The sequence below is a fragment of the Streptomyces sp. NPDC030021 genome (assembly GCF_055574035.1).
In genome coordinates this window covers 471288-492619 of the sequence record NZ_JBVIAH010000004.1, presented here as the reverse complement: position 1 = coordinate 492619, position 21332 = coordinate 471288, and the positions used below count along the sequence as shown (strand labels likewise).

The window sequence follows — 21332 nt, the reverse complement described above, 5'->3', positions numbered from 1 at the left end:
GCTAGCGCAGACCGGCTACCCGCTTCGGGGACCGTTCGAGGCCGAACCGGGGAGAGGGGGTTCGGGCCGCAGATATCGGTCCCAGATCAGGGCCTTGTGGTACGGGCCGTCCCCGTCGCTGTCGTACTGCGGCTCGTCGAAGACGACCCAGTAGGCCAGTTCCCCGGCACGCGCATGGGAGTTCTCCACGAGCTCGGGCGCTCCCATATCGTCGATCGTGCCCAGGAACTCGTTCCGCCAGGGGCGGCCGTCCCCGTGCGGATCGCGGACGACAACGACCCGGCTGCCCATAGCCAGCGCGGCGGCCAGCCAGTCCTGGGGCAGGGAGCGGCCCCTGATGTGTTCGACGGCCTGTCGGTCATCTGAGTTCGTCGAGGCGGAGGAAGATGCAACCATGTGCCCAGCCTGCCCCGGGAAGATCGCCGAAGCCACCGGTTAAGGGTGTACCACCACAGCGGGAACCGGAAGGTGATCGTGTCCGCCCACACCAGCTTCTCCTGCTCGGCGAGGACGTCCGGGGTGAGCGTCCCGGCGTCGAAGGCCCGTCCCGAGTCCCGGGCGGTCCTCAGCTTGACGTACAACGTCCTGACTGAACTCGCTCAGCACGAGTTGTCGAGTCGGTCTACGAGCAATCGAAGCTCGCGAGCTCGGCGCCGGGACATGCCGTGTATCACGGCATCCAAGAACTCCCGTGCCTCGAAGGGACTTCCGCAGCATTCCCACACACTGCAGCCGCCGTCCTCGTACTCACTCCAGAGGTTGCGGTACGGGTCCCGCACGAACCCTCGCCAAATCCGCACGGACTCAGCCGTGACACCAGGCCACAGGTAGTTCCGGCTCCGCTCGACCCTGGCAACTTCGGCCAGAGCAGGCGCGGACAGGCCGGCGATGGAGACTTGCTTGGTAGGCAGGTGCTGCGGCCGCGGCACCTGCTCGGCGCGGACACGCCCGGGCCGTCTACGCGGCATGGGCCTTTCTGTAGAACGTCATGCGGTGATCCTGCCAGAGACGGTTGCGCCGTGGCATCTGACTTGCGGCTCAGTCCGTTCGCCGCGGCTCGGTCCCGCCGGCAGACATACTGGAGGCAACATTTGGAGGATGCAAGGAACAGTGGTTCAGCGGGTTCGAGACGTGGGGGCCGTAGTCCGCGGCGTCCACGACCGCCTTCCAGTTCATGCGGGAACTCCTTCGGATCGGATGCCTTGATCCTGGACGTCGCGGCGCTCGGCGTTCAGGGGCGCTTCTTCCGCCGGACCGGACTTCCTGGTATCGACAGGGCCACCCTCGTGGGCATCGCCGAGGCCATGCTGGGGGCATGGATGATCTTGCGGGCTTCCTGTGGACCCGGCGAGCCCGGGTCGACCCGGCTGTCGCCGGCACTCCCGCCGACAGCCGCCGACGGGTTGCGGGTGTTGTGCCGGGAGGAGGTCGCGCACCTGTCCGGTGTCAGCGTCGACTACTCCGTACGCCTGGAGCAGGGCCGCGCGACCCCCAGCCCTCCGAACAGGTCCTCGACGTGCTCGCCGGCGTCCTCGGCCTCGACGGGACCGACCGTGATCACCTCTGCAGGCTCGCCGGGCAGCCCCGCCGCCGGACGAAGGCGCCGGGCGGGCGGGTCCGGCCGGAGGTGCTGCGCGTTCTCGGCCTGGTGGCCGGCGCGCCCGCGCCGGTCATGAACCACCGGCTGGACGTGCTCGCCGGGAACCGCCTCGCCGGGCTCCTCTTCGGCCGGCCGATGCCGGGCCTGAACACCGCCCGGCACATCTTCCTCGAAGAGGCTGAGCGCGGCCTCTACGCGGACTGGGACCACGGCACCCTCGACGCGGTCGGGCACCTGCGCCTGGCCGGCCGGTGGGCAGCGAGCGCTTCCGCCGCCTCTGGGTCCGCACGCACGGCCGCAAGGCGTACCGGCACCCGCTGGTCGGACTGCTGGAACTGCACCAGCGGAACTTCGCGCTGCCAGGCGAATCGGGCATGGAACTGCTGGTGTTGTCCGCGCCCCCGGGCAGCCCCGCCGAGGACGGGCTGCGCCTGCTCGCGAGCCTGGGCAGGGACGGCGGTGACGCGCAGCGGCCACACCGCCCGCACCGTCCCCGGCCGCCCCTCGCGCCGGTCTGACACCCGGCCCGGCCTGACCGGCAAGGCGCCCCCCAGGTCATACGCCCGCGCCCACCTCCGCCGGTGCGGGAACCGGGCCGCCCGACATCGCGCGGGCCATCCACCCGGAGGAGCGCAGGGTCTGCGCGACGAAGGCGCCGCGGCCCACCCCCAGGGTCCGCAAGGCCGGACCGTGATCCACCGCGACCAGGGTGGCGGCGCCGGCCAGCAGCCCGCGCCACCCGGCGGTCACCGCGCGGCGGGCGGGCCGGGGCAGCCCGGCGAGCCCCTCCCGCAGGCGCAGGCAGTGGAAGGGGACGTGCCGCTCCTCGTCCGCCAGGATCCGGCCCGCGACCTCGGTGGTCAGCGGATCGGTGGCGCCGTCCCGCAGGGCCTGGTAATACCCCAGGGCCACCACCTCGGCGATCATCAACACCAGCAGCTCCACCCGCAGTCCGAGGAGCCGCCGGACCCGGACGAAGGCCGCGTCGCTCCAGTGCCCGTCAAGGGTGCCGGCCCCGCCGGCCGCCAGCAGCAGCTTCAGCATCCGCGCGTGGTTCTGTTCCTCGGCGATGAAGAGCCGGACCGCCTCGGAGTAGACCGGGTCACCCGCGAGGTCGGCCTTGCCGGAGAGCGCGGAGCCGTCGCCGTCCTCGCCGACCTGGAACTTCTGGATGCTGCGGACGATCTCGGCCGGCAACCGAGCGCCCTTTCCCCAGTCGGGATCGCCCAGGGCCGCTCGGCGCTCCCGCTCGGCCTCGAACTCGCCCACCCATGCCCCGTACTCGCTTTTGATCATGTTCAATAATCTAGCGATTGTTGATCGTGTTCAAAAGTGTCGGAATGTCATGGCCACGTAACAGAACGGCGCGGACCGTACGCGCGCGGACCGTACGCGCGTGGGCCGCACGTGCGCGGGTCGACCGGGGTGAGAACTCCGAGCCGGTCCTCGATCGCCTGGGCCGCGTCCAGGCACAGGTCCTCACGGAACGCCCGCCCCACGATCTGGACTCCGCAGGGGAGCCCGTCGGCCGTTCCGGTCGGTACTGCCACACCGGGCACACCCACGAAGCTGGTCACGGTGCACAGGCGCATCCCCGACCCGACCCGGTCCCTGCCCGGCCTGTCACGCGACTCCAGCCCCGGCTCGACCGGCGGCTCGGTGAAGACCGGGCCGAGCAACAGCGGGTACTCGTCGAGGAACTCGGCCCACGAGCGGCGGATGTTCAGCCAGGTGCCCATCAGCTTCATGAACGCGTCCGCGCTCACGGGCGGGGTCCGCTCCATCATCATCTCGACATAGCGGTCACCGCCCTTGCCGAGCAGCGTGCGCACGACCGGCCAGGTCGGGGCGAACTCGCTCACGACGATCCGGCCGTAGGCGTCGAGGGCCTCGTCCAGCCGCGGCACGTCCTCCACCTCCCGCACGTCGTATCCGGCGTCGCGGAGCGCGTCGGCCGCCGCCGCGACGGCTCCCCGCACCGTCGGGTGGACGCCGTGCCCGCCGGGGTCCGCCACGACCGCGACCTTCACGCGTCCGGGGAGCGGTTCGCCGTAGGCGGGCACCGGTACGGCGCGCGGGTCTCGCGGATCGGTTCCGGCCAGTACCTCGTAAGCGAGCCTCAGGTCGCCCACGCTCCGGGCCAGCGGGCCGTCGGTGACCAGCATCTGTGACGCAGGGCCGGGGTCGTCCGGGCCGAGAGCGCGGTGGTCGGCGGGGAACCGGCCCGTGGACGGCTTCAGCCCGGCCACACCGCAGAACTGCGCCGGGATGCGCACCGACCCGCCGGAGTCGTTGCCGAGTCCGAGCGCCGCCATGCCCGTGGCGACGGCCACCGCGTCGCCCCCGCTGGAGCCGCCCGGCGTACGGCTGCTGTCCCACGGGTTGACCGTGTCGCCGAACAGCTCGCTGCGCGTGTGCATCCCCGCCAGGATCAGGGTGGGGATGTTGCTGTGCCCGATGGGGATGGCCCCGGCCGCGCGCAGCCGCGCCACCGGCGGTGCGTCGGCGGGCGCCACCAGATCGCGGAAGCGCTCCGTGCCGAACGTGGTCGGCACGCCCTCGACGGCGGTGCTCTCCTTCACCGTGAAGGGCACGCCCGCGAGCGGCCCCAGCGCAACACCTGCGGCCCGCCGGCGGTCCAGCTGTGCCGCGGCCTCACGAGCGCGCTCCGCCAGGAGCTGGGTGACCGCGTTCACCTGCGGGTTGATCTCGGCGATGCGATCGAGGTGACTGTCGATCAGTTCGACGGCCGAAACCTCCGCGGTGCGCACGGCCTCCGCCTGTGCGGCGGCCGGCATCTTCCACAGGGCGTCCTGCATGGCCCCACCTTCCTCGTCCACGTACCGATGCGCTTGCATCGGTATCGAAGCGTACCCCTGGATTCGATACGACCGCATCGAATAAACTGCGCTGCGAAGCGGAGCACTGTGGAACAGGGAGGCGGCCGGTATGCCCAGGCAGGTCGATCACGAGAGCCGACGCCGTCTCATCGCCGAGGCCGTCTGTCATCTCGCCGACGAGCGCGGGCTGGAGGGCGTGACCCTGCGCGACGTCGCCGCCTGCGCGCAGGTGTCGATGGGAGCCGTTCAGCGCTGTTTCCGCACCAAGGAAGAGATGCTCGTGTTCGCTCTCGGGTACATCGGCGAGCGGATCGGTGAGCGCGTACGGGCCCGCCTCGTCCGGAGCCCGGCCCAGTCGGCCGGCACCGCCCTGGGTCACGCGGTCACCGAGATCTCACTGCTGCGGGAAGAGCACCGCGCCGAGGCCAGGGTCTGGCTCGCCTTCGTCGCGCAGGCGGCTGTCAGTGAGGCACTTTCGGCAACGCTGAAGGCGAACTACGCGGCCCTGCAGGAGGCGTTCACCCACCTCGTCTCGGAAGCCCGCGAGGACGCCGGCCGTGCGGTGCCCCTCGATCCGCAACGTGAGGCCCGCACGCTCCTCGCCCTGGCGGACGGCCTCACCACGCACGTCCTCATCGGCCACCTCACCCCGCAAGAGGCGTACGACGTCCTCCACGAACACCTGGCCGGCCTCTGGGAGTGACCGGTCCGGCCCGCCGCTCAGTCCGTCGCGGCAGGGGGTGAATTGATCAGTCCGAAGGGTATGTGGACGCTCGGAGTGCCTTGGGCGGTGCCGTTGAGATGGGCGACCTGGTCGTCGAAGAAGATGTGCGGGTCGAGGGCCTTCATGACCGCGGCCTTGTCGATACCGCCGAGGAAGAAGGCGTCGTTGACCCGCAGCCCCCACTTCTTGAGGCTCAGCAGGGCGCGTTCATGAGCGGGGGCGTCCCGAGCGGTGACCAGCGCCACACGGAGGCGGGGCCGGTACGCGGAGTCCTTGCGGCGCCGCTGTTCCTCAAGGCGTTGGATGCGGTTGATGCCCGCCAGGAAGTCCCGTAGCGGCCCCGGATCGTGAGGGGTGGTGGCATGGCCGGCCTCGTACGCGCGGAACGCGTCGATACCACCGCTCTGGTAGACCTGCTCGGCCGTGTCGCTCGCCACCACTCCGTCGAAGTCGAATGCGATACGGAGTTCGGGGTCGGTCTCGTCGTCGATCCGCCCTGTTCTGAGGACGTGTCCCGCAGGCAGCCCGGCTGCGACCGCGTCCCGAACGTCAGGCCCGTCGGCCGACAGGAACAGTGACATGTTGAGCGCCGGCATGAACGGGTGCGAGGGGCGGCCCTGCCGGAAGACCGCCCGGCTGATCGGCAGGTTGTGCGCCTTGATCGAACGCATGACACGCATCCCGGTGTCGGGGTCGTTGCGCGAGAGGATGATGACCTCCACCAGGGGGTCGGCCTGATCCGCGAGGTCGTTCAACGACAGCAGGCGTCTGACGAAGGGGAACGCCACTCCCTTGGCCAGTAGTTCGTCGACGTGCGTCTCCTGGAAGGCCCGGTAGGCATCCTCGCCCCGCTCCCGGAACACCGCGTCGCAGTCGGTCAGGTCGAACAGGGCGCTGGAGGCGATCCCCACCACCAGGCGATCGGACAGGTCGTACCTCATGGCGCCCCCCTGCCGGCACATGTGCAACGTCGGGATGCTTATCACCCTTTGGCATATGCGGGAAACGTCTTCCGGTCCACCGCTGCCGACCGGGCCGCCGCGTGTCAGTGAATTCGAACGGCCGCCGATAGTGTGGTGGGCATGAAGATTCATCGTCCGGGGCGGCCGGAGGACCTTCCGGAAGCGAGTGTGTTGTGGGCGCGCTGGGCCGCGCTTGCCGCGGCGACCTGGAATGCCGAGGAGGAGAAGGAACGCTTCCGGTACGGGTACTGGCTCGGCGGCGGCGGCGACGGCGGCAACGACCTGCGGTACGACGACGGCGCGTGCAGCCGGTGGGTGTTGACCCGGGCCGGCGGCGGCCGCGCCGTCCTCTTCGGGCAGGACGATTCCAGCAAGGTCGGGCAGTACCGGCCGCCGATCGATCTCCTCGCCGGGGCGCCCGGGTGGGTGCACGACGACCGCTTGCACGACCTGCTGGAGCAAGGAAGGGTCGGGTGCGTCTACTGGTTCGAGGACGGTTCCTGGCACCGTGCGCCGTACCCCGACGACCTTCATGACGACGGGCTCGACTGCGGCATCGGCCATCTGACCTCACGTGACCTCGCCGTCGACGCGATCTGTGCGCTGTTCGAGTTCGACGACGACTGCGAAGGCGCCGTGGAGGCCTGTGGGCAGTTCGTCGACCACGCGGAGCGGGGCACGGTCACCGGCGCGGTCGTGCGCTCCTTCGCCGATGAGGTCTTCCGGATCCAGACCGAGTACGAACTGCTCTGGCCCAAGCTCCCGGTCGCCCGTTCGGAGGCGGACCTTGCCGCGATGACCGCGCTCGTACGCCGGCGGTGACGCCGCGGCGGTCGGTCGGCGGTGACCCAGGACGCCTGCCCGACGGACCGGCCACCCGCAGCTGACCGGCGGGATTCCCCCGAACGGTCCGGCCCGTAACAGCCCCGCCCCGCCCGCGCGTCCGGCCGTGGTGCACGGCCGGTGGTACGCACGGGCGGGGCGGGTGTGCCGCGACGGGAGGCCGTATCAGGCCGTGGCCGGGGCGGGGGTCCCGGGAGACTGCGGGGGCTCAGGGCTCTCGGCGGGGACCTCGGCGCCGGGGCGGGGGATGCGGTGCAGCCCCTTGCGGTCGTAGAAGCGGGTGACGGCGAAGCCGAAGACCAGCGCGGCGACGAGGGCGACACCCATCGAGGCCCAGGCCCGGGTCAGGCCCGCGTCGGCCTGGGCCCCGTAGTAGAGGAGGGAACGCAGGCCCTCGGTGATCTGGCGCAGGGGCTCGAACTCGGCGAGGGCGCGGAAGAACCCGGGGAGTGCCTGGACGGGCACGGTGGCGCCGGAGGACGGTACGGCCATCGCGACGAAGACGATGGTGGCCAGGAGCATGCCGGGCGTGCCGAAGGCGGCGAACAGGGCGAGGCTTCCGATGCCGACCACCGCGATGGTGGCGACCGAGTAGAGCCACAGCAGGCCGAGGTGGGAGGCGTCCATGTCGAGGATGCCGACCGTGGCGACCTCGACCAGGGTGCCCATCACCACTGACAGGCCGAGCATGAGCGCGATGCCGATGGCCAGGGTGCGGACGCGGCTGGTGTGCTGAACGGGTTCGCGCTTGCGGATCGGGCCGAAATCGGTGTGCAGGTAGCCGAGCGCGGTGTCGACCTGGGAGTTGACCACGTTGGCGCCGAGCATGCCGCAGACGACCAGGACCAGTGCGTAGTAGAAGGCGCTCAGGCCCATGGCGCTGCGGGGTCCGACCGGATGGCCGTCGGCGACGTTCACGGTCACCGGGTCGGCCAGCTTGAGCTGGGCAGCCGTCGGGAGGGGGGTCTTCTGGGCGCCGGCCTGCTTGAGGAGTTCCTGGCCGAGCTGGGCGGAGGCGGCGTGGGCGGCCTTCTGGGCGGCCTGGGAGGACATGGAGGAGCCGATGCTGCCGGCGGCCTGGTTGGTCAGCACGGTCAGGGTCGGCGGGGCGGCCTTGCCCTGGGGCGCGGGCTGCGGGGCGGTGAGCCCGGCCACCGTGGCGGAGTAGTCGGCGGGTATGACGAGGGCGCCGAAGACCTTGCCCCGGCCCAGCCGCTTGTCGGCCTCCTCGCGGCTCACGACCTGCCAGTCGATGCTCTTCTCGCCCTTGGCTGCCTTCTGGATGCCGGAGACGACCTGCTCGCCGAGGTTGACATGGCGGCCGTTGATCTCCGCTCCGCTGTCGCTGTTGACCAGGGCCACGGGCAGGTCGCGCAGGTTGCCCTTGGGGTTGACGTTGCCGCCGACGTAGAGCAGGGCGAACAGCATCGAGACCACTGCGGCGATGAGTCCCGTTCCGATCCACAGCTGGGGTCGGCGGAGCACGGAGGGGGGCGTGGGATGAGGCATCGATTCTCCGGTGCGGCTGCGTTCCTAGGGCTGGATACTTATGGTATCCAGTTACTGGATAGTGGCAGTATCTTGCTGTGGTGTCCAATCGCCGACGCCGGATGCCCGATGCCGGACCGCATGACCAGCAGGGAAGCCGTATGAAGATCTCGGAGCTCAGCCGGCGGACCGGCGTGCCGGTCGCCAGCATCAAGTACTTCCTGCGGCAGGGACTGCTGCCCGCAGGGCGGGCGACGGCCGCGACCCTGGCCGAGTACGGGGAGGAGCACGCGCAGCGGCTGCGGCTGATCAAGGCGCTGACCACGCTCGGCGGCCTGTCCATCGCCGCCACCCGTGAGGTGCTCGGGGCCGTCGACCAGGCCCACAGCTCGGAGAGCGCCCTCGGAGCGGTCAGCTACGCGCTCCCGGTGCCGGTGGCGGTCCAGGGCGCCGCGCGCCAGGAGGAGGAAGCCCCGGCGGACGCGACCGCCGGGGCCGAGGTGGCCGGCCTCCTCGCGGAGCTGGACTGGCAGGCACCCGTCACCTCACCGCACGTGAAGGGACTGACGGCGGCGCTGGAGGAGCTGCGCCGACTCGACGCCCAGTACGCCCCGGGAGAACTCGCCGCCTACGCGAGGCTGGCGGAGTCCGTGGCCCGGCTGGACCTGGAGCGCGCGGCCGGCCTGGACGACCCGGTGGCCCTGGCCGAACGGGCCGTCATCGTCTTCGCGATCTGCGCCCCGGTGTTCGAACTCCTGCGGCGTCTCGCGCAGGAGGACCAGGTCCGGCGCCGGGTCGCGGGCGCCGGCCGCGGCGGTGGCAGCGGGGACGCGGCGCCCCGGTAGCGCGCGTACGCGGGGTGTTCACGTGCGTGCCGCCCCTGCGGGATCCGGATGCTGTCCGCCCGCCGCCCCGCGACGGGCGGACAGCGCTCAAGGGGCGTGACGGCGCTCCACGGGCCGGCCGTCACGGCGGGCTTCGGGGACCACGGTGACCCGCGGGATCCCGGTGCCCGGATGCCGGGACACCTCCGCCTCGACACGGTAGACATCGGCCAGCAGGTCCCGGGTGAGGACCTCCTCCGGTGTTCCGGTCGCGACCACGCGGCCACCGTCCAGCACACAGATCCGGTCACAGAAGGACGCGGCGAGGTTGAGGTCGTGCAGGGCGATCACGGCGGTGACCCCGACCCTCCGGACGAGCCGGAGCGCGTCGAGCTGATGGCGCAGGTCCAGGTGGTTCGTCGGCTCGTCCAGCACCATCGTCCCGGTGCGCTGGGCGAGCGCGCGGGCGATCAGCACCCGCTGCTTCTCCCCGCCCGAGAGACGGTCGAACGGCGCGTGCGCCAGAGCGGCGACATCGAGCTCCTCCAACGAGCCCATGATGATGTCGCGGTCGTCGGCGTCGTCGCCCGCGAAGGCGCGCTTGTGCGGGGTGCGTCCCATCGCCACCACCTCGTAGACAGTGAGTTCGAAGTCGCCCGCGGTCTCCTGCAGGACGGCCGCGAGGCGCTGCGCGAGCCGCTTGCCGGGCATCCGCCACACGTCCTCGCCGTCCAGCAGGACGTGTCCGGACGTGGGGCGCAGCACCCGGTAGAACGTGCGCAACAGGGTCGACTTGCCAGCGCCGTTGGGACCTGCGAGCGCCAGCACCTCACCGGGTGCCACGTGCAGGGAGACGCGGTCGACCAGGGTCCGGCCGTTCACCACGACCGTGACGTCCTCGGCGTCGAGGGCGCCGGGCAGCCCGGACACAGGTCCGCCGGTCATCGGTCCGCCGGTGATCGTGCCGCCGGTCATCGTGCCGCCTTCCGTCGCATCAGCCAGAGGAAGAACGGGCCGCCGACGAGGGAGGTCAGGATGCCGACGGGTATCTCCTCCGGGCTCATGAGCGTGCGCGCGCCCAGGTCGGCGGCGATCAGGAAGCTCGCGCCGAGGAGGGCGGCGGCGGGCAGCGCGCGGCGGTGGTCGGCGCCCACCAGCAGGCGCACGACGTGCGGCATGATCAGCCCGACGAAGCCGATCTGGCCGCTGACCGCGACGATGGTGCCGATCATCAGGGCGACCAGGGTGAACAGGGCGCCGCGGAAGCGGTGGACGTCCAGCCCCAGGGCCGCTGCGGCCTCCTCCCCGGCCAGCAGCAGATTGAGCGACCGGCACACCCCGAGCAGGACGGCCGTGCCGAGGAGCACGGCGCCGACGGGGATCCATACCGTCGTCCAGGTGGTGCCGGCCAGCCCCCCGAGCATCCAGCGCAAGGCCGATTGCGTCTTCTGCGGGTCGTTGGAGGTGACGATCAGGAAGCTGGCCACCGCGGAGAGGACCTCGGCCATGGCCACACCCGCCAGCACCAGCCGTACGGTGGTCATCCGCCCGCCGGAGCGGGCCAGGAAGTACACCGCGACCAGGGCGGCCAGGGCTCCGCAGAACGCCGCCATGGGCAGCGAGAACATCCCGAACAGGGTCACGTGGAACACGAGGACCAGGACCGCGCCGACCGACGCGCCGGACGAGACCCCCAGCAGCATCGGATCGGCCAGCGGATTGCGGACGAGGGCCTGCAGCGCCATGCCCGACACCGACAGACCCGCGCCCACCACGCCGGCCAGCAGGACCCGGGGGAGCCGCACGTCGACGACGATCGTCGCGCGGACCGGGGTCCAGTCCGGTTCGGCGAGGACCGGGTGGATCCGGTGCAGCAGGATCCCCCAGACCTGGTCGGCCGGGACGCTGATCGAACCGATCGCGATACCGGCCGTCGAGGTCGCCGTCAGCAGGACTCCCAGGGCGACGAGCAGCAGGGCGTAGGGGACGGCCCGGCGGCGGGCGGCAGCCACCGGGGTTCCCGCCGGAGCGACGACCGCCTCGCCTGCCTCACCGGCCTTCGTCAGCCCGGTCACCGGAACCGGTCCGGGTGGATCTGGCGGGCCAGTGACTCAACGGCCGCCGGGACGCGGACACCGAGCACGGTCGACGACAGCGGAAGCACCGCGAACCGCTGGTTCTTGATCGCGGGGACGTCCTTCAGCGCCGGGTTGGCGAGGAGGAACTTCTTCTTGTCCTCGACGGGCTGGTCGCCGTAGTCGTAGATGACGACGACCTCGGGGGCCCGCTCGGCCACCTGCTCGAACGACACGTCGCCGAAGGCCTTGTCCACGTCGGCGAAGAGGTTGACCCCGCCGGCCCGCTTGATCAGCTCGTTGCCGATGCCCTTGCCGCCCGCGGTGAAGGCGGTCTTGTCGCCGCTGTCGTAGACGAAGAGCTTGGCCGGGGCGACGCCGGCCAGTCTGCCGTCGACCCGGTCGAGGGTGCCGTGCAGCTGGTCGACCTGCTGCTCGGCCCGGTCCGGTACGCCGAAGATCTTGGCGACGGTGCGGATCTCCTCGTCGACGGTGGCCATGGTCACCGGCCCGGCCGGGCACTCCTCGATGTTGAGATGGGTGTTGACCCCCGCCTTGGCGAAGGCGGTACGGCTGCGGCCCTCCTTCTCGTCGAAGGTGGAGCCGAACCCGCCGTAGACGAAGTCCGGTTCGGCGGCCAGCAGGGTCTCGAAGGACGGGTACTGCTTCGACAGCACCTTCACCGAGTCGAAGGCGGCCTGGTACTCCGGCAGGATCTTGTCGTCGAGATAGCCCGTGCCCACCATCGACTTCTCCAGCCCGAGCGCCAGCATGACCTCCGTGGCGTGCTGGTTCAGGGACACCGCGCGCTGCGGCGGCCGCTGGTAGGTGCTCTCCACCCCGCAGTTGGACACCGTGACGGGGAACCCTTCCACCCCGGGTCCCGATGCGGCGGTGTGGTCCTGGGCCTTGCCGCCACAGGCCGGGACGAGCAGTACGGCGGCCACGGCCAGGAGCGAAGACAGCGGGCGTGTGCCCCTCATGTGGTGGGTCCTCTCAGTGGGTCTGTCGGGTGGTCACGGAACTTCGCGGAACTTCACGCAGCGATCCGCCCCGGACGCCCCGGACGCGCCGGCTGCGCCGAACGCACGCGGGCGTCGGCGGCGGGGCGGCGGAGGGATCGTCCGTCAGGGGACGGCGACCGGCGGGGCGGGGAGCGGGGTCAGGGAGGCGTACTCCAGCGGTGCGGACGGGTCGACGGACACGTTCAGCGGGGCCGGCTCCGCCCCGGAACGGACCAGCAGGTCACCGACGGCCGCGATCATGGCGCCGTTGTCCGTGCACAGGGTCATGGGCGGAACGCGCAGTTCGATGCCGGCCGAGGCGCACCGGCGTTCCGCGAGGGCCCTGACCCGCGAGTTCGCGGCCACGCCGCCGACCACGATCAGCGTCCTCACGTCGTACGCGCGGCAGGCCGCGAGAGCCTTGCGGGTCAGTACGTCCGCGACCGCCTCCTGCAGCGCGGCGGCCCCGTCGGCCACCGGCGGCTCCGCACCGCGCTGCCGGTGCTTCTCGGCCCAGCGGGCCGCGGCCGTCTTCAGCCCGGAGAAGGAGAAGGCGTACGGGTCGTCCCCGGGCCGGGTCAGCGGGCGCGGGAAGGCCACGGCCTTCGGATCGCCGTCGCGGGCGGCCCGGTCGATGGCGGGACCGCCGGGATACGGCAGGCCCAGGATCCGGGCGACCTTGTCGAAGCATTCGCCCGCCGCGTCGTCGAGGGTGTCCCCGAGGTGCAGGATCGGCTCGCGGACCAGGTCCCGGACCAGGAGGAGCGAGGTGTGGCCGCCGGAGACGATCAGCACCACACACGGGTCGGGCAGCGGCCCGTGTTCCAGGGTGTCGGCGGCGACGTGCCCGGCCAGGTGGTGGACGCCGTACAGCGGGACCCCGGCCGCGTACGCCAGTGTCTTCGCCCCGGCGAGGCCCACCTGCAGCGCGCCCGACAGGCCGGGCCCGGTGGTGACGGCGACCGCGTCGATCTGGTTCATCCGCAGCCCTGCCTGGTCGAGGGCCTGGCGGACGACCGGGTTGAAGGCGTGCAGGTGCGCGCGGGCGGCGATCTCGGGCACGACGCCGCCGAAGCGCGCGTGCTCGTCCATGCTCGACGCCACCACGTGCGCGAGCAGTTCGCCGTCCCGCACGATTCCCGCGCCGGTCTCGTCGCACGACGACTCGATCCCCAGCACCACAGGTCCGCTCACTGCTCTCCACCCTTTCCTGCGCAAGATCCGCAACTGCAAACTATAGGCAATAAAGCGGATGGTTTGATCCGGTCAGGGGCGTGCACCCGGCCGGAAGCGGACCGGGGCCTCGAAGCGGGCCTTGCGGGCGGCCCGGCGGAAGGTGGTCAGGACGGCCGGTCCCGCGAGGGTGATGCAGATGAAGTTGGTGACGGCGCGGCCGGTGTCCCAGCCCAGGGACGTGGCGAGGTCGAAGGCGAGGTAGCGCTGGAACTGCTCGGTGAAGGGCAGGCCCGGCAGGTACGCGATGGAGTTGTTGGGGTCGAGGGAGAAGGGCCAGAAGGAGAGGTTGAGGAGGAAGCCGAAGAGATAGCCGGAGACGGAGCCGTAGAGGGCGAGCATGACGATCTCGCGGCGGCCCGAGGCCCTCGGGAGGAAGCCGGCGAGCATGCCGACGAAGGCGCAGCCGAACATCTGGTACGGCATCCAGGGCCCGACCCCGCCCGTGATGAGGGCGGAGGCGAACAGCGAGGTGCAGCCCAGGGTGAAACCGAAGCCCGGGCCGTAGACCCGGCCGGCCAGGACGAGGATGAAGAACACCGTCTCGATGCCGGCCGTGCCCGCGCCCAGCGGGCGGATCGCCGCGTTGACGGCGGACAGGACCCCCAGCATGGCCAGGGCCTTGGAGTTGATCCCGCCCTCCGCGATCTCGGAGATCACCACGCACAGCACGATGACGAGCAGTACGCCGAAGATCAGCGGCGGGGCGTAGTGGGAACCGAACTTCCCGGGCGCGACGAGGAACGGCCAGAAGAACGCGACGACCCCGAGGAACGCGGCCATGGCGATGACGACACCCGCCCGCGCGTTGATACGGATGGCGGCCGTGCGTGCGGCGGTGGTCATCGGGCCCGGTCCGTCTCGTCGTCGGGGAGGGCGGAGGCCACCTGGGCGACCGTGAGGTAGGGGAGCGGGGCGAGGATCTTCGCGGTCTGCGGCGCGAAGACGGGGGAGGCGACGATGATCTCGCCGGTCGGGCCGTCCGCGACGATGTCGCCCTCGGCCATGACCACGACACGGTCGGCGGCGCGGGCGACGAACTCGACGTCGTGGGTGGAGATGACGACGGCGCGGCCCTCGGCGGCCAGGTCGTCGACGATGCGGATCAGTTCCGCCTTGGCGCGGTAGTCGAGGCCGCGGGTGGGTTCGTCGAGGAGCAGGACCTTGGGTGCGGCGGACAGCTGGATGGCGAGGACGAGGGCGAGTTTCTGCCCCTCGGACAGGTCGCGGGGGTGCGTGGCGTCGTCGATCCCGGGTGCGAGGCGGTCGAGGATCTCGCGTGCGGTGGGGGCGTCCGTGCCGACGCCGGATTCGGAATCCGCCTGGTCGAGTTCCTGCTTCACGCTCTCCAGGTACAGGAGGTCGGTGGGCGTCTGCGGGACCAGACCGATGAGGCGGCGGGCGCAGGCGGCGGACAGGTTCTGCGGGTCGGCGTCCTTGCCTCCCCCTTCGGTGGGGATGTGCACGGTGCCCGCCTTGCGGGGACCGGAGCCCTGGAGGGCCCACAACAGGGAGGACTTGCCGGAGCCGTTGCGGCCCATGAGGGCGGTGATCTCGCCGCCGCGCAGGTGCAGGTCGACCGCGCGGACGGCCGGGACACCCCGATACGTCACCGTCACCCCACGGGCCTTCAGCAGCTCGGCCGGATCCGCGGCGGGAACCGGCCGATCGGGCACCGGTCTACAAGCCCGCTCCCCCTCCCGGCCCGCGGCCAGGACTTGTCCGGCCCGTCCCCGGGAGCCGCCTGCGCAGCGCGTCAGGAACCGCGGCGCCAGGGGATCTCGGCCCACACCTGCTTGCCGCCGCTGAGCGGCACCGATCCCCAGGCCGCCGTCGTCGCCTCGACGATGAGCAGTCCGCGACCACCGGTCGACTCCCAGCTCACCCAGACCGGTTTGACGGGGCTGCGCGGCGACGCGTCGTTCACGGCGATCCGCAGCCGGTCCGCCGACAGGGTCAGATCCATCCCCACCTCGCCCTGCGTGTGCGCGATGGCGTTGGTGACCAGCTCGGACACGACCAGCAGGGCTTCGTCGAGCTCCTCCACCACTCCCCAGGACCGCAGGGTGCGCGCGGTGAAGCGGCGCGCGTGCAGGACCGCGTCGGGCAGCCGCCACACCGTCCAGTGGCTCCGCATCGGCCGGTCCCCCTGGCCGTCGTAGCGCAGCAGCAGCAACGCCACGTCGTCGTCGCGACGGCCCACGCCGACGACCAATTCGTCGGCCACCGCTCCGACATCGACCGGGTCGACCGCCGCGAGCACGTCGCACACCCGCCGCATGCCCTCCTCCAGCGGCAGCCTGGCGGACTCGACCAGGCCGTCCGTCAGCAGCACGAGCAAGGTGCCGGGGACCAGCCCCGCCTCGGTCATGGGGAATTCCGCGTCCGCGAGCACCCCCAGCGGAGGCCCGCCCTCGACCGCCATCTCCTCGGCGACGCCGTCGGGATGACGCAGGATCGGCGGCAGATGGCCGGCCCGGACGACCCTGGCGATGCCCTCCTCCATGTCCAGGTCCACATACGCGCAGGTGGCGAACAGATCGGTCTCCATGCCGACGAGCAGCCGGTTGGCCCGCGCGACCACCACATCGGGCGGGTGGCCCTCCACCGCGTAGGCCCTGACCGCCGTACGCATCTGGCCCATGATGGTGGCGGCTCCCGCGCTGTGCCCCTGTACGTCCCCGATGACGAAGGCCACATGACCGTCGCGGAGCGGAATGACGTCGTACCAGTCGCCGCCGACCTCGAGTCCGGCGGTCGCGGGCAGGTAGCGGGCGACGGCGACCCCGCCCGGCAGTTCCGGGAGCTTACGGGGCAGCAGACTGCGCTGGAGCATGGTGGCGAGTTCGTGGCGCGCGTCGAGCGCATGGGCGCGCATCAGAGCCTGCCCCACCAGCCCCGCGGTCGCTGTCAGCAGCGACCGCTCTTCCGGTCCGAACCGGTGCTCCTCGTCCCACCCCACCAGACACACCCCGACGATCCGGCCTTCGGCCGGCAGCGGCACCACCGCGAGGCCGCCGGGCCCGACGCCCAGAAGACCGGGTTCGAGGGCCGCACCCGGCGGCCACAGGCTCAGATGCCCCCCACGCAGCGCGCTCTGCAGGGTGGGCAGGTCGCTGAGCGGCGCGTCGGGCCACTCGGACCGCCATTCGGAGCGCCAGACCCCGGGCCAGGCATCGGGCTCGGGAGGGTCGAGGGCGGTGACGATGAGCCGTTCGGGCTCCAGTTCGCCGACCGCGACCCGGGAGGCGCCGAGCGGCTCGCGCAGGGCGGCGACCGCCAGGCGGCTGACCTCGCGGACGGTCGCAGCTCCCGCCAGCGTGGCCGACAGCCGCTGTACGAGGGAGACCTCGTCGGCGCTGGGGCGCAGATAGGTGGCATCGGCCACCACACCCAGGACGCGCTGCGGCGTACCCTCGGCGTCCACCTCCACCCGGCAGCGCAGCCCCAGCCAGCGCAGCTCGCCGTTCGGGCGGCGGATACGGAACGCCAGCTGCTGTCCGGTGGCGGCCAGTCGGCCCGGCTCCACGATCGCCATCAGTGCGGGCATGTCGTCGGGGACGGCACAGGCGAGCACGGTCTCCGCCTGCCCGTCGAACTGCTCGGGAGGCAGACCGAGCAGTTCCAGCACATGCGCGTGGGCCTCCATCCGGCCGCTGCTCAGTTCCAGGATGAACGCGCCGCCCTGGTCGGGCACCAGCGACTGCCCCAGATGGGCCTGCGGGGACTTGCGTCCGGCGAAGCGAGCGGCGGCCGATACGAGTCCGGCGGCCACCTGGTCGGCGTAGAGCTCCAGAAGGCTGCGGTCGTCGGCGGTGAAGCCGTCCCCGGCCTGCCCGGCGACGATCAGGCACCCGAGCTCCTGGTCCCCGTGTCCCAGTGGCAGCGCGCCCAGCGAGATCCTGGCCGGAGAGTTGGGCGGACCGCCCCGCACCCGGGTGGGGAAGTGGTGGGGGTCCTCCTCGATGAACGCGGCGAGTTCCTTGGGCGCCAGCCACAGCGGGCGGCCGGAGCGGAAGGCATTGGCGGCGGGCGAATGGCCGGCCACGGCGAGGATCGCCGGCAGCCCGTACAGGACGCCGCGGTTTCCGGTCAGCTCGGCCAGATGGAGCTCCCTGCCCTGGTCGGCGACCACGTAGACGGCGGCGAGCTCAGCCCCGCAGAACGAGAAGCGATGACTGGTCACTGTCCGTACCACCTCCTTCCGGGGGCATCTCGCCGACCGCCCTCACTCCATGCTGTCGCGTCCGGGACCGTCCGGGCGAGTCCACGGGCACTACGCCGGACCTCCGGCCGGCGGGCGCCCCTCGTCCTCGCACCGGTCGACCACGAGGATGGCCGCGTCGTCCGCCAGGCGGTTCTCGGTATGGCGGAGCAATGCCTGGTGCAGGTCCTCCAGGAACGCCTCCCGGCTGTGGTCGCGCATGGTCACCATGGCCCGGGCCAGGTCGAAGAAGGTGTTGTCCCGGTCGCGGGCCTCGATGACACCGTCGGTGTACAGGAGCAGCCGGTCCCCCGGTGCGAACGGATAGCTGTCCGCCCGTCCGGGGGGACCGGTGACGAATTCCTCCAGGCCGAGCGGCGGCAGGGGAGTGGTGGGCATCAGGGGCCGGACCGCGCCGTCGGACAGCAGCAGCGGTGGCGGATGGCCCCGGTTGATCACGTCGATACGAGAGGCGTCCGGGATCTGGGCCACGAGCGCGGTGACGAACCCTTCCAGGAGGGCGTCCTCGCTTTCGGCCGCGCCCGCGACGGCCGCGTCCCGCCGCAGGGCCGCTCCGCAGTGGTTGACGACCTCCACCAGATCGTCCTCGTAGTGCGCGGACTCCCGGAACGCGCCCAGCACGACCGCGGCGGCCCGCACCGCGGGCAGGCCCTTGCCCCGGACATCGCCGACGATCATCCGGACCCCGTACCGGGTCTGCACCACGTCGTACAGATCGCCGCCGATCTGCGCGCCCGTCTCGGCCGCCAGGTACATGCTGGCCGCCCGTACGGGACCCAGCCGGACCGGCACCGGCCGCAGCAGGACGTCCTGGGCGGCGGTGGCGATCCGCTGGACCTGGTCGAGCTCGCCCTCCTGGCGGGTACGCGCGGACCGGCTCGTCATGAAGCTCGCCGCCGTGACCAGGAACAGGGCGAGGAAGTTCGTGTAGACCTGCTGGCTGCCCCAGGCGCCGTTGTAGCTGGCGGTGGTCACACTGACACCGACGGCCACCCCGGCCGCCGCGAGCGTGCCCCTGGGGCCCATCGTCACGGCCGCCAGAGCGGGCGTCGCGACCAGCAGGGGGCCGGTGTACAGGACGTGCAGGGGCGTGAACTCGACGAGGAGCACCAGCAGGGCGATCGCGAAGGGCACACACTCCGCCAAGACGAAAAGGACCTGGTGGTGGCCGTCGGCTCGCGGTCCCGGAGGCGAGCGCAAGGGCGCTCTCATGAGTCCAGACTGCCTCGCCCGCACCCGTGGCCGCCACTTAGGTCCACCGCCCACACAGCCGTCCGGCCGCGGCCGGCGCCTCCGATCCTGGAGCGCAACAGGGTCGCCCGGGCTCAGCCGCGGACCTGCGTCAGGAGCACGAAGTCGGCGTTCGACGGGTCGAGGCAGACGGCGAGCCGGCCGACGCCTTCCGCGTCCTGCGGCCCCATCTGCACACGGCCGCCGTTCCCGGTGACCGCGGCGACCGCCGCATCGCAGTCGGCGACGGCGAAGACCGGGTGCCAATACGGCCGCCCGTGCGCGAGGGCCAGGTGCTCCGCGGGGAGCTCCATGAGACCGCCGTGCGTCCGCTCCTCGGGGAGCCCGGCGGGAGTGATGAGGGCGTACGCGCCCCCGCCGCCGGGCAGCGCCATGTCGCTGAACCGCCAGCCGAAGACGCCGCCGTAGAACTCCTTCGCGGCCGCGGCGTCACTCGTGTACAGCTCGGTCCAGCACAGCGAGCCCGGTTCGTCCACCAGCTCGACGCCCGTGTTCCTCCCCGGCTGCCAGACGGCGAACTGTCCCCCCAGGGGGTCGCTGTACTGCGCCATCCGGCCCCACTCGCCGAGGTCCCTCGGGGCCACCCGGACCGTGCCGCCCAGGCGTTCCACCGCCTGGGTGGTGGCGTCCGCGTCGGTGACGCTGTGGTAGATCATCCAGGCCGGGCGCGCGCCCTCCTCGGTGAGCTTGCCGAGCCCGGCGACGACCTTCCCGTCCTTCCGGAACATCCCGCCTTCCCCCTCCTCCCCCTCGCCCATGGACTCGAAGTCCCATCCGAGCACGGTGCCGTAGAAGGCCGCGGCCGCGCGGACGTCGGGCGCCCCGAGGTCGAGCCAGCAGGGGGAGCCGGGTGCGAAGTCGGTGGTGATCATGAGGATTGCCTTTCGCGGGTCCTGTGCGACCTCAGCCTGGCAGCGGACCCTGCCCCGCGCGCGCCGACCGTCGGCCCCGGGTGCCGGATCCCGGGTACGGCGCGCCGCGGCTCACGGCAGGCTTCGGCGGCGTCGCACGACGGCTGCCCCGGCCAAGGTCGCCACGGCGGCGAGGAACGCGGCCGACAAGCCGTAGACCATCGGCGTACCCACGTGGACCCGGTCCGGCGCGAGGGCGCCGGCGGCGACGGTGCGCGGCGCCTCGGGCGTCTCCGGCGGCGCCGGGGGGTCGAGTGATCCGACCGGATCCACCCGTCCCGCCGCGGCGAATCCCCAGTCCAGCAGGGACCGCGCTTCCTCGTACACGGCGTTCGCGCCGCCCCACTGGGGGTTCATCACCGTCGCCAGCAGAGTGCGGCCGTCCCGCCGGGCGGCCGCGATCAGCGTGAAACCCGCCTGGGAGGTGTAGCCGTTCTTGACACCGATGATCCCCGGGTACCGGCCCAGCCCGTCCTGACCGGTCACCAGCCGGTTGGTGTTCTCGATCCCGTACGTCCAGGTGGGACTGCCGTCGGTGTGGGTGCCGCCGGGGAAGCGGGCGTCGGCGGTCGCCGCGTACTCGGCGAAGGCGGGGTCGGCAAGGCCCGTACGGCCGAAGACGGCAAGGTCGTAGGCCGAGGAAGCCTGGCCGTCCGCGTCGAAGCCGTCCGGGGAGACGACGGTGGTGTCCCGGGCGCCCAGGGCGCGCGCCTTGGCCTGCATCTGCGCCGACGTGACGTCCCAGCCGCCGTTCATCCCGGCCAGCACGTGCACGGCGTCGTTGCCCGAGCTGAGGAAGACACCCCGCCACAGGTCGGCCACCCGGTAGGTGTGATCCGCGGACAGGCCCACCGTGCTGCTCCCCTCCGGTACCTCGTCCAGCTCGGCCTCGGTGACCGTGTGCCGGCCCGAGCCGGGCAGGTGGGGCAGCGCGGTGAGGGCGAAGAGGGTCTTGAGGGTGCTGGCCGGTGGCAGCCGGCGGTGTGCGTCGTGGGCCGCGAGCACCGCACCCGTCCCGGCATCCGCCACCAGCCATGACAGGGCGGACACGTCGTCCGGTAGCGCGGGCGCCCCCTGCCGCGCCCGTACATGCGTCCCGGACCGGTGCAACAGCGATGCGCCGACGGCCGAGGCGGGCCGCGGCGGCCGCGGCTCGGCCCGCGTGGTGCCGGCGGCCGCCGGAGCGAGGAGGACCGATGCGCCGATGGCGAGAGCCGCGGCGCCCGCGCCGGTTCTGCGCCCAGAGGATCTGATGCTCATTCATCCAGCGTAGAAATGCATCGGGCCGCGCGCAGCGACGTGTACGCCGACCGGCGGTAGGCCGGAGCCCGATCCTTCCGGCCGAGCTCGCC

At 72.0% G+C, this 21332-nt stretch carries 17 protein-coding genes and 3 pseudogenes; 4 read left to right on the top strand and 16 right to left on the bottom strand.

What is annotated here, in order from left to right:
* Positions 1 to 15: 15 nt before the first annotated feature.
* Both ACZ4YL_RS11120 and ACZ4YL_RS11115 read right to left on the bottom strand, forming a co-directional pair.
* Positions 16 to 396 carry a ferrous iron transport protein A gene (locus ACZ4YL_RS11120; RefSeq protein ID WP_468115520.1) on the bottom strand — a complete coding sequence of 127 codons (381 nt, stop codon included), beginning with the start codon at positions 394 to 396 and terminating at the stop codon, positions 16 to 18.
* A 41-nt stretch (positions 397 to 437) separates the two neighbouring features.
* A pseudogene (locus ACZ4YL_RS11115) lies at positions 438 to 569 on the bottom strand (NAD(P)H-dependent oxidoreductase); the annotation flags it as partial.
* Between the two features lie 746 nt (positions 570 to 1315).
* Between ACZ4YL_RS11115 and ACZ4YL_RS11110 the strand changes: the two are divergent.
* Positions 1316 to 2118 (top strand): annotated as a pseudogene (locus ACZ4YL_RS11110) (helix-turn-helix transcriptional regulator).
* Between the two features lie 37 nt (positions 2119 to 2155).
* Here ACZ4YL_RS11110 and ACZ4YL_RS11105 read toward each other — a convergent pair.
* Positions 2156 to 2896, bottom strand: a complete 741-nt coding sequence (locus tag ACZ4YL_RS11105; RefSeq protein WP_468115518.1) for a ferritin-like domain-containing protein — start codon at positions 2894 to 2896, stop codon at positions 2156 to 2158.
* Positions 2897 to 2943: 47 nt separating this feature from the next.
* Positions 2944 to 4419, bottom strand: a complete 1476-nt coding sequence (locus tag ACZ4YL_RS11100) for an amidase (protein WP_468115516.1) — start codon at positions 4417 to 4419, stop codon at positions 2944 to 2946.
* Between the two features lie 130 nt (positions 4420 to 4549).
* Between ACZ4YL_RS11100 and ACZ4YL_RS11095 the strand changes: the two genes are divergently transcribed.
* Positions 4550 to 5143 carry a TetR/AcrR family transcriptional regulator gene (locus ACZ4YL_RS11095; RefSeq protein WP_468115514.1) on the top strand — a complete coding sequence of 198 codons (594 nt, stop codon included), beginning with the start codon at positions 4550 to 4552 and terminating at the stop codon, positions 5141 to 5143.
* 17 nt (positions 5144 to 5160) lie between these two features.
* Here the strand turns inward: ACZ4YL_RS11095 and ACZ4YL_RS11090 are convergent, their stop codons facing one another.
* Complete coding sequence (locus ACZ4YL_RS11090; protein WP_468115513.1) at positions 5161 to 6105, bottom strand: 5'-nucleotidase; 945 nt, start codon at positions 6103 to 6105, stop codon at positions 5161 to 5163.
* Between the two features lie 141 nt (positions 6106 to 6246).
* On the opposite strand from ACZ4YL_RS11090, the gene ACZ4YL_RS11085 reads away from it, so the two are divergent.
* The gene (locus ACZ4YL_RS11085; protein WP_468115511.1) at positions 6247 to 6948 is read left to right on the top strand and encodes a hypothetical protein; all 702 of its coding nucleotides are present in this window, start codon (positions 6247 to 6249) and stop codon (positions 6946 to 6948) included.
* Positions 6949 to 7134: 186 nt separating this feature from the next.
* On the opposite strand, the gene ACZ4YL_RS11080 is transcribed toward ACZ4YL_RS11085, so the two are convergent.
* Positions 7135 to 8478 (bottom strand): YhgE/Pip domain-containing protein, encoded by a 1344-nt coding sequence (locus ACZ4YL_RS11080; RefSeq protein WP_468115509.1) that lies wholly within the window; start codon positions 8476 to 8478, stop codon positions 7135 to 7137.
* 140 nt (positions 8479 to 8618) lie between these two features.
* Between ACZ4YL_RS11080 and ACZ4YL_RS11075 the strand changes: the two genes are divergently transcribed.
* Positions 8619 to 9302 (top strand): MerR family transcriptional regulator, encoded by a 684-nt coding sequence (locus ACZ4YL_RS11075; RefSeq protein WP_468115507.1) that lies wholly within the window; start codon positions 8619 to 8621, stop codon positions 9300 to 9302.
* A gap of 87 nt (positions 9303 to 9389) precedes the next feature.
* On the opposite strand, the gene ACZ4YL_RS11070 is transcribed toward ACZ4YL_RS11075, so the two are convergent.
* The 10 genes and pseudogenes from ACZ4YL_RS11070 to ACZ4YL_RS11025 form a co-directional block, all read right to left on the bottom strand.
* The gene (locus ACZ4YL_RS11070) at positions 9390 to 10256 is read right to left on the bottom strand and encodes an ABC transporter ATP-binding protein (protein ID WP_468115505.1); all 867 of its coding nucleotides are present in this window, start codon (positions 10254 to 10256) and stop codon (positions 9390 to 9392) included.
* Positions 10253 to 11356, bottom strand: coding sequence for a FecCD family ABC transporter permease (locus ACZ4YL_RS11065; RefSeq protein WP_468115503.1), 1104 nt, complete (start codon positions 11354 to 11356; stop codon positions 10253 to 10255). Before ACZ4YL_RS11065 ends, ACZ4YL_RS11070 begins: the two co-directional genes overlap by 4 nt.
* Positions 11353 to 12339 (bottom strand): ABC transporter substrate-binding protein, encoded by a 987-nt coding sequence (locus ACZ4YL_RS11060; RefSeq protein WP_468115501.1) that lies wholly within the window; start codon positions 12337 to 12339, stop codon positions 11353 to 11355. Before ACZ4YL_RS11060 ends, ACZ4YL_RS11065 begins: the two co-directional genes overlap by 4 nt.
* A 144-nt stretch (positions 12340 to 12483) precedes the next feature.
* A complete protein-coding gene (gene tsaD / locus ACZ4YL_RS11055) occupies positions 12484 to 13554 on the bottom strand; it encodes a tRNA (adenosine(37)-N6)-threonylcarbamoyltransferase complex transferase subunit TsaD (protein WP_468115499.1) in 1071 nt (356 codons plus the stop codon).
* A gap of 72 nt (positions 13555 to 13626) precedes the next feature.
* On the bottom strand, positions 13627 to 14439 hold the full coding sequence (locus ACZ4YL_RS11050; RefSeq protein ID WP_468115497.1) for an ECF transporter S component: 813 nt from the start codon (positions 14437 to 14439) through the stop codon (positions 13627 to 13629).
* A pseudogene (locus ACZ4YL_RS11045) lies at positions 14436 to 15395 on the bottom strand (ATP-binding cassette domain-containing protein); the annotation flags it as partial. The gene ACZ4YL_RS11050 and the pseudogene ACZ4YL_RS11045, both read right to left, overlap by 4 nt.
* Positions 15350 to 17779, bottom strand: a complete 2430-nt coding sequence (locus tag ACZ4YL_RS11040; RefSeq protein WP_468115495.1) for a SpoIIE family protein phosphatase — start codon at positions 17777 to 17779, stop codon at positions 15350 to 15352. The pseudogene ACZ4YL_RS11045 and the gene ACZ4YL_RS11040, both read right to left, overlap by 46 nt.
* 90 nt (positions 17780 to 17869) lie before the next feature.
* Positions 17870 to 18952 carry a PP2C family protein-serine/threonine phosphatase gene (locus ACZ4YL_RS11035; RefSeq protein WP_468115493.1) on the bottom strand — a complete coding sequence of 361 codons (1083 nt, stop codon included), beginning with the start codon at positions 18950 to 18952 and terminating at the stop codon, positions 17870 to 17872.
* A 191-nt stretch (positions 18953 to 19143) separates the two neighbouring features.
* Positions 19144 to 19941 carry a VOC family protein gene (locus ACZ4YL_RS11030; RefSeq protein ID WP_468115491.1) on the bottom strand — a complete coding sequence of 266 codons (798 nt, stop codon included), beginning with the start codon at positions 19939 to 19941 and terminating at the stop codon, positions 19144 to 19146.
* Between the two features lie 111 nt (positions 19942 to 20052).
* On the bottom strand, positions 20053 to 21240 hold the full coding sequence (locus ACZ4YL_RS11025) for a D-alanyl-D-alanine carboxypeptidase family protein (RefSeq protein WP_468115489.1): 1188 nt from the start codon (positions 21238 to 21240) through the stop codon (positions 20053 to 20055).
* Positions 21241 to 21332 lie beyond the last annotated feature (92 nt).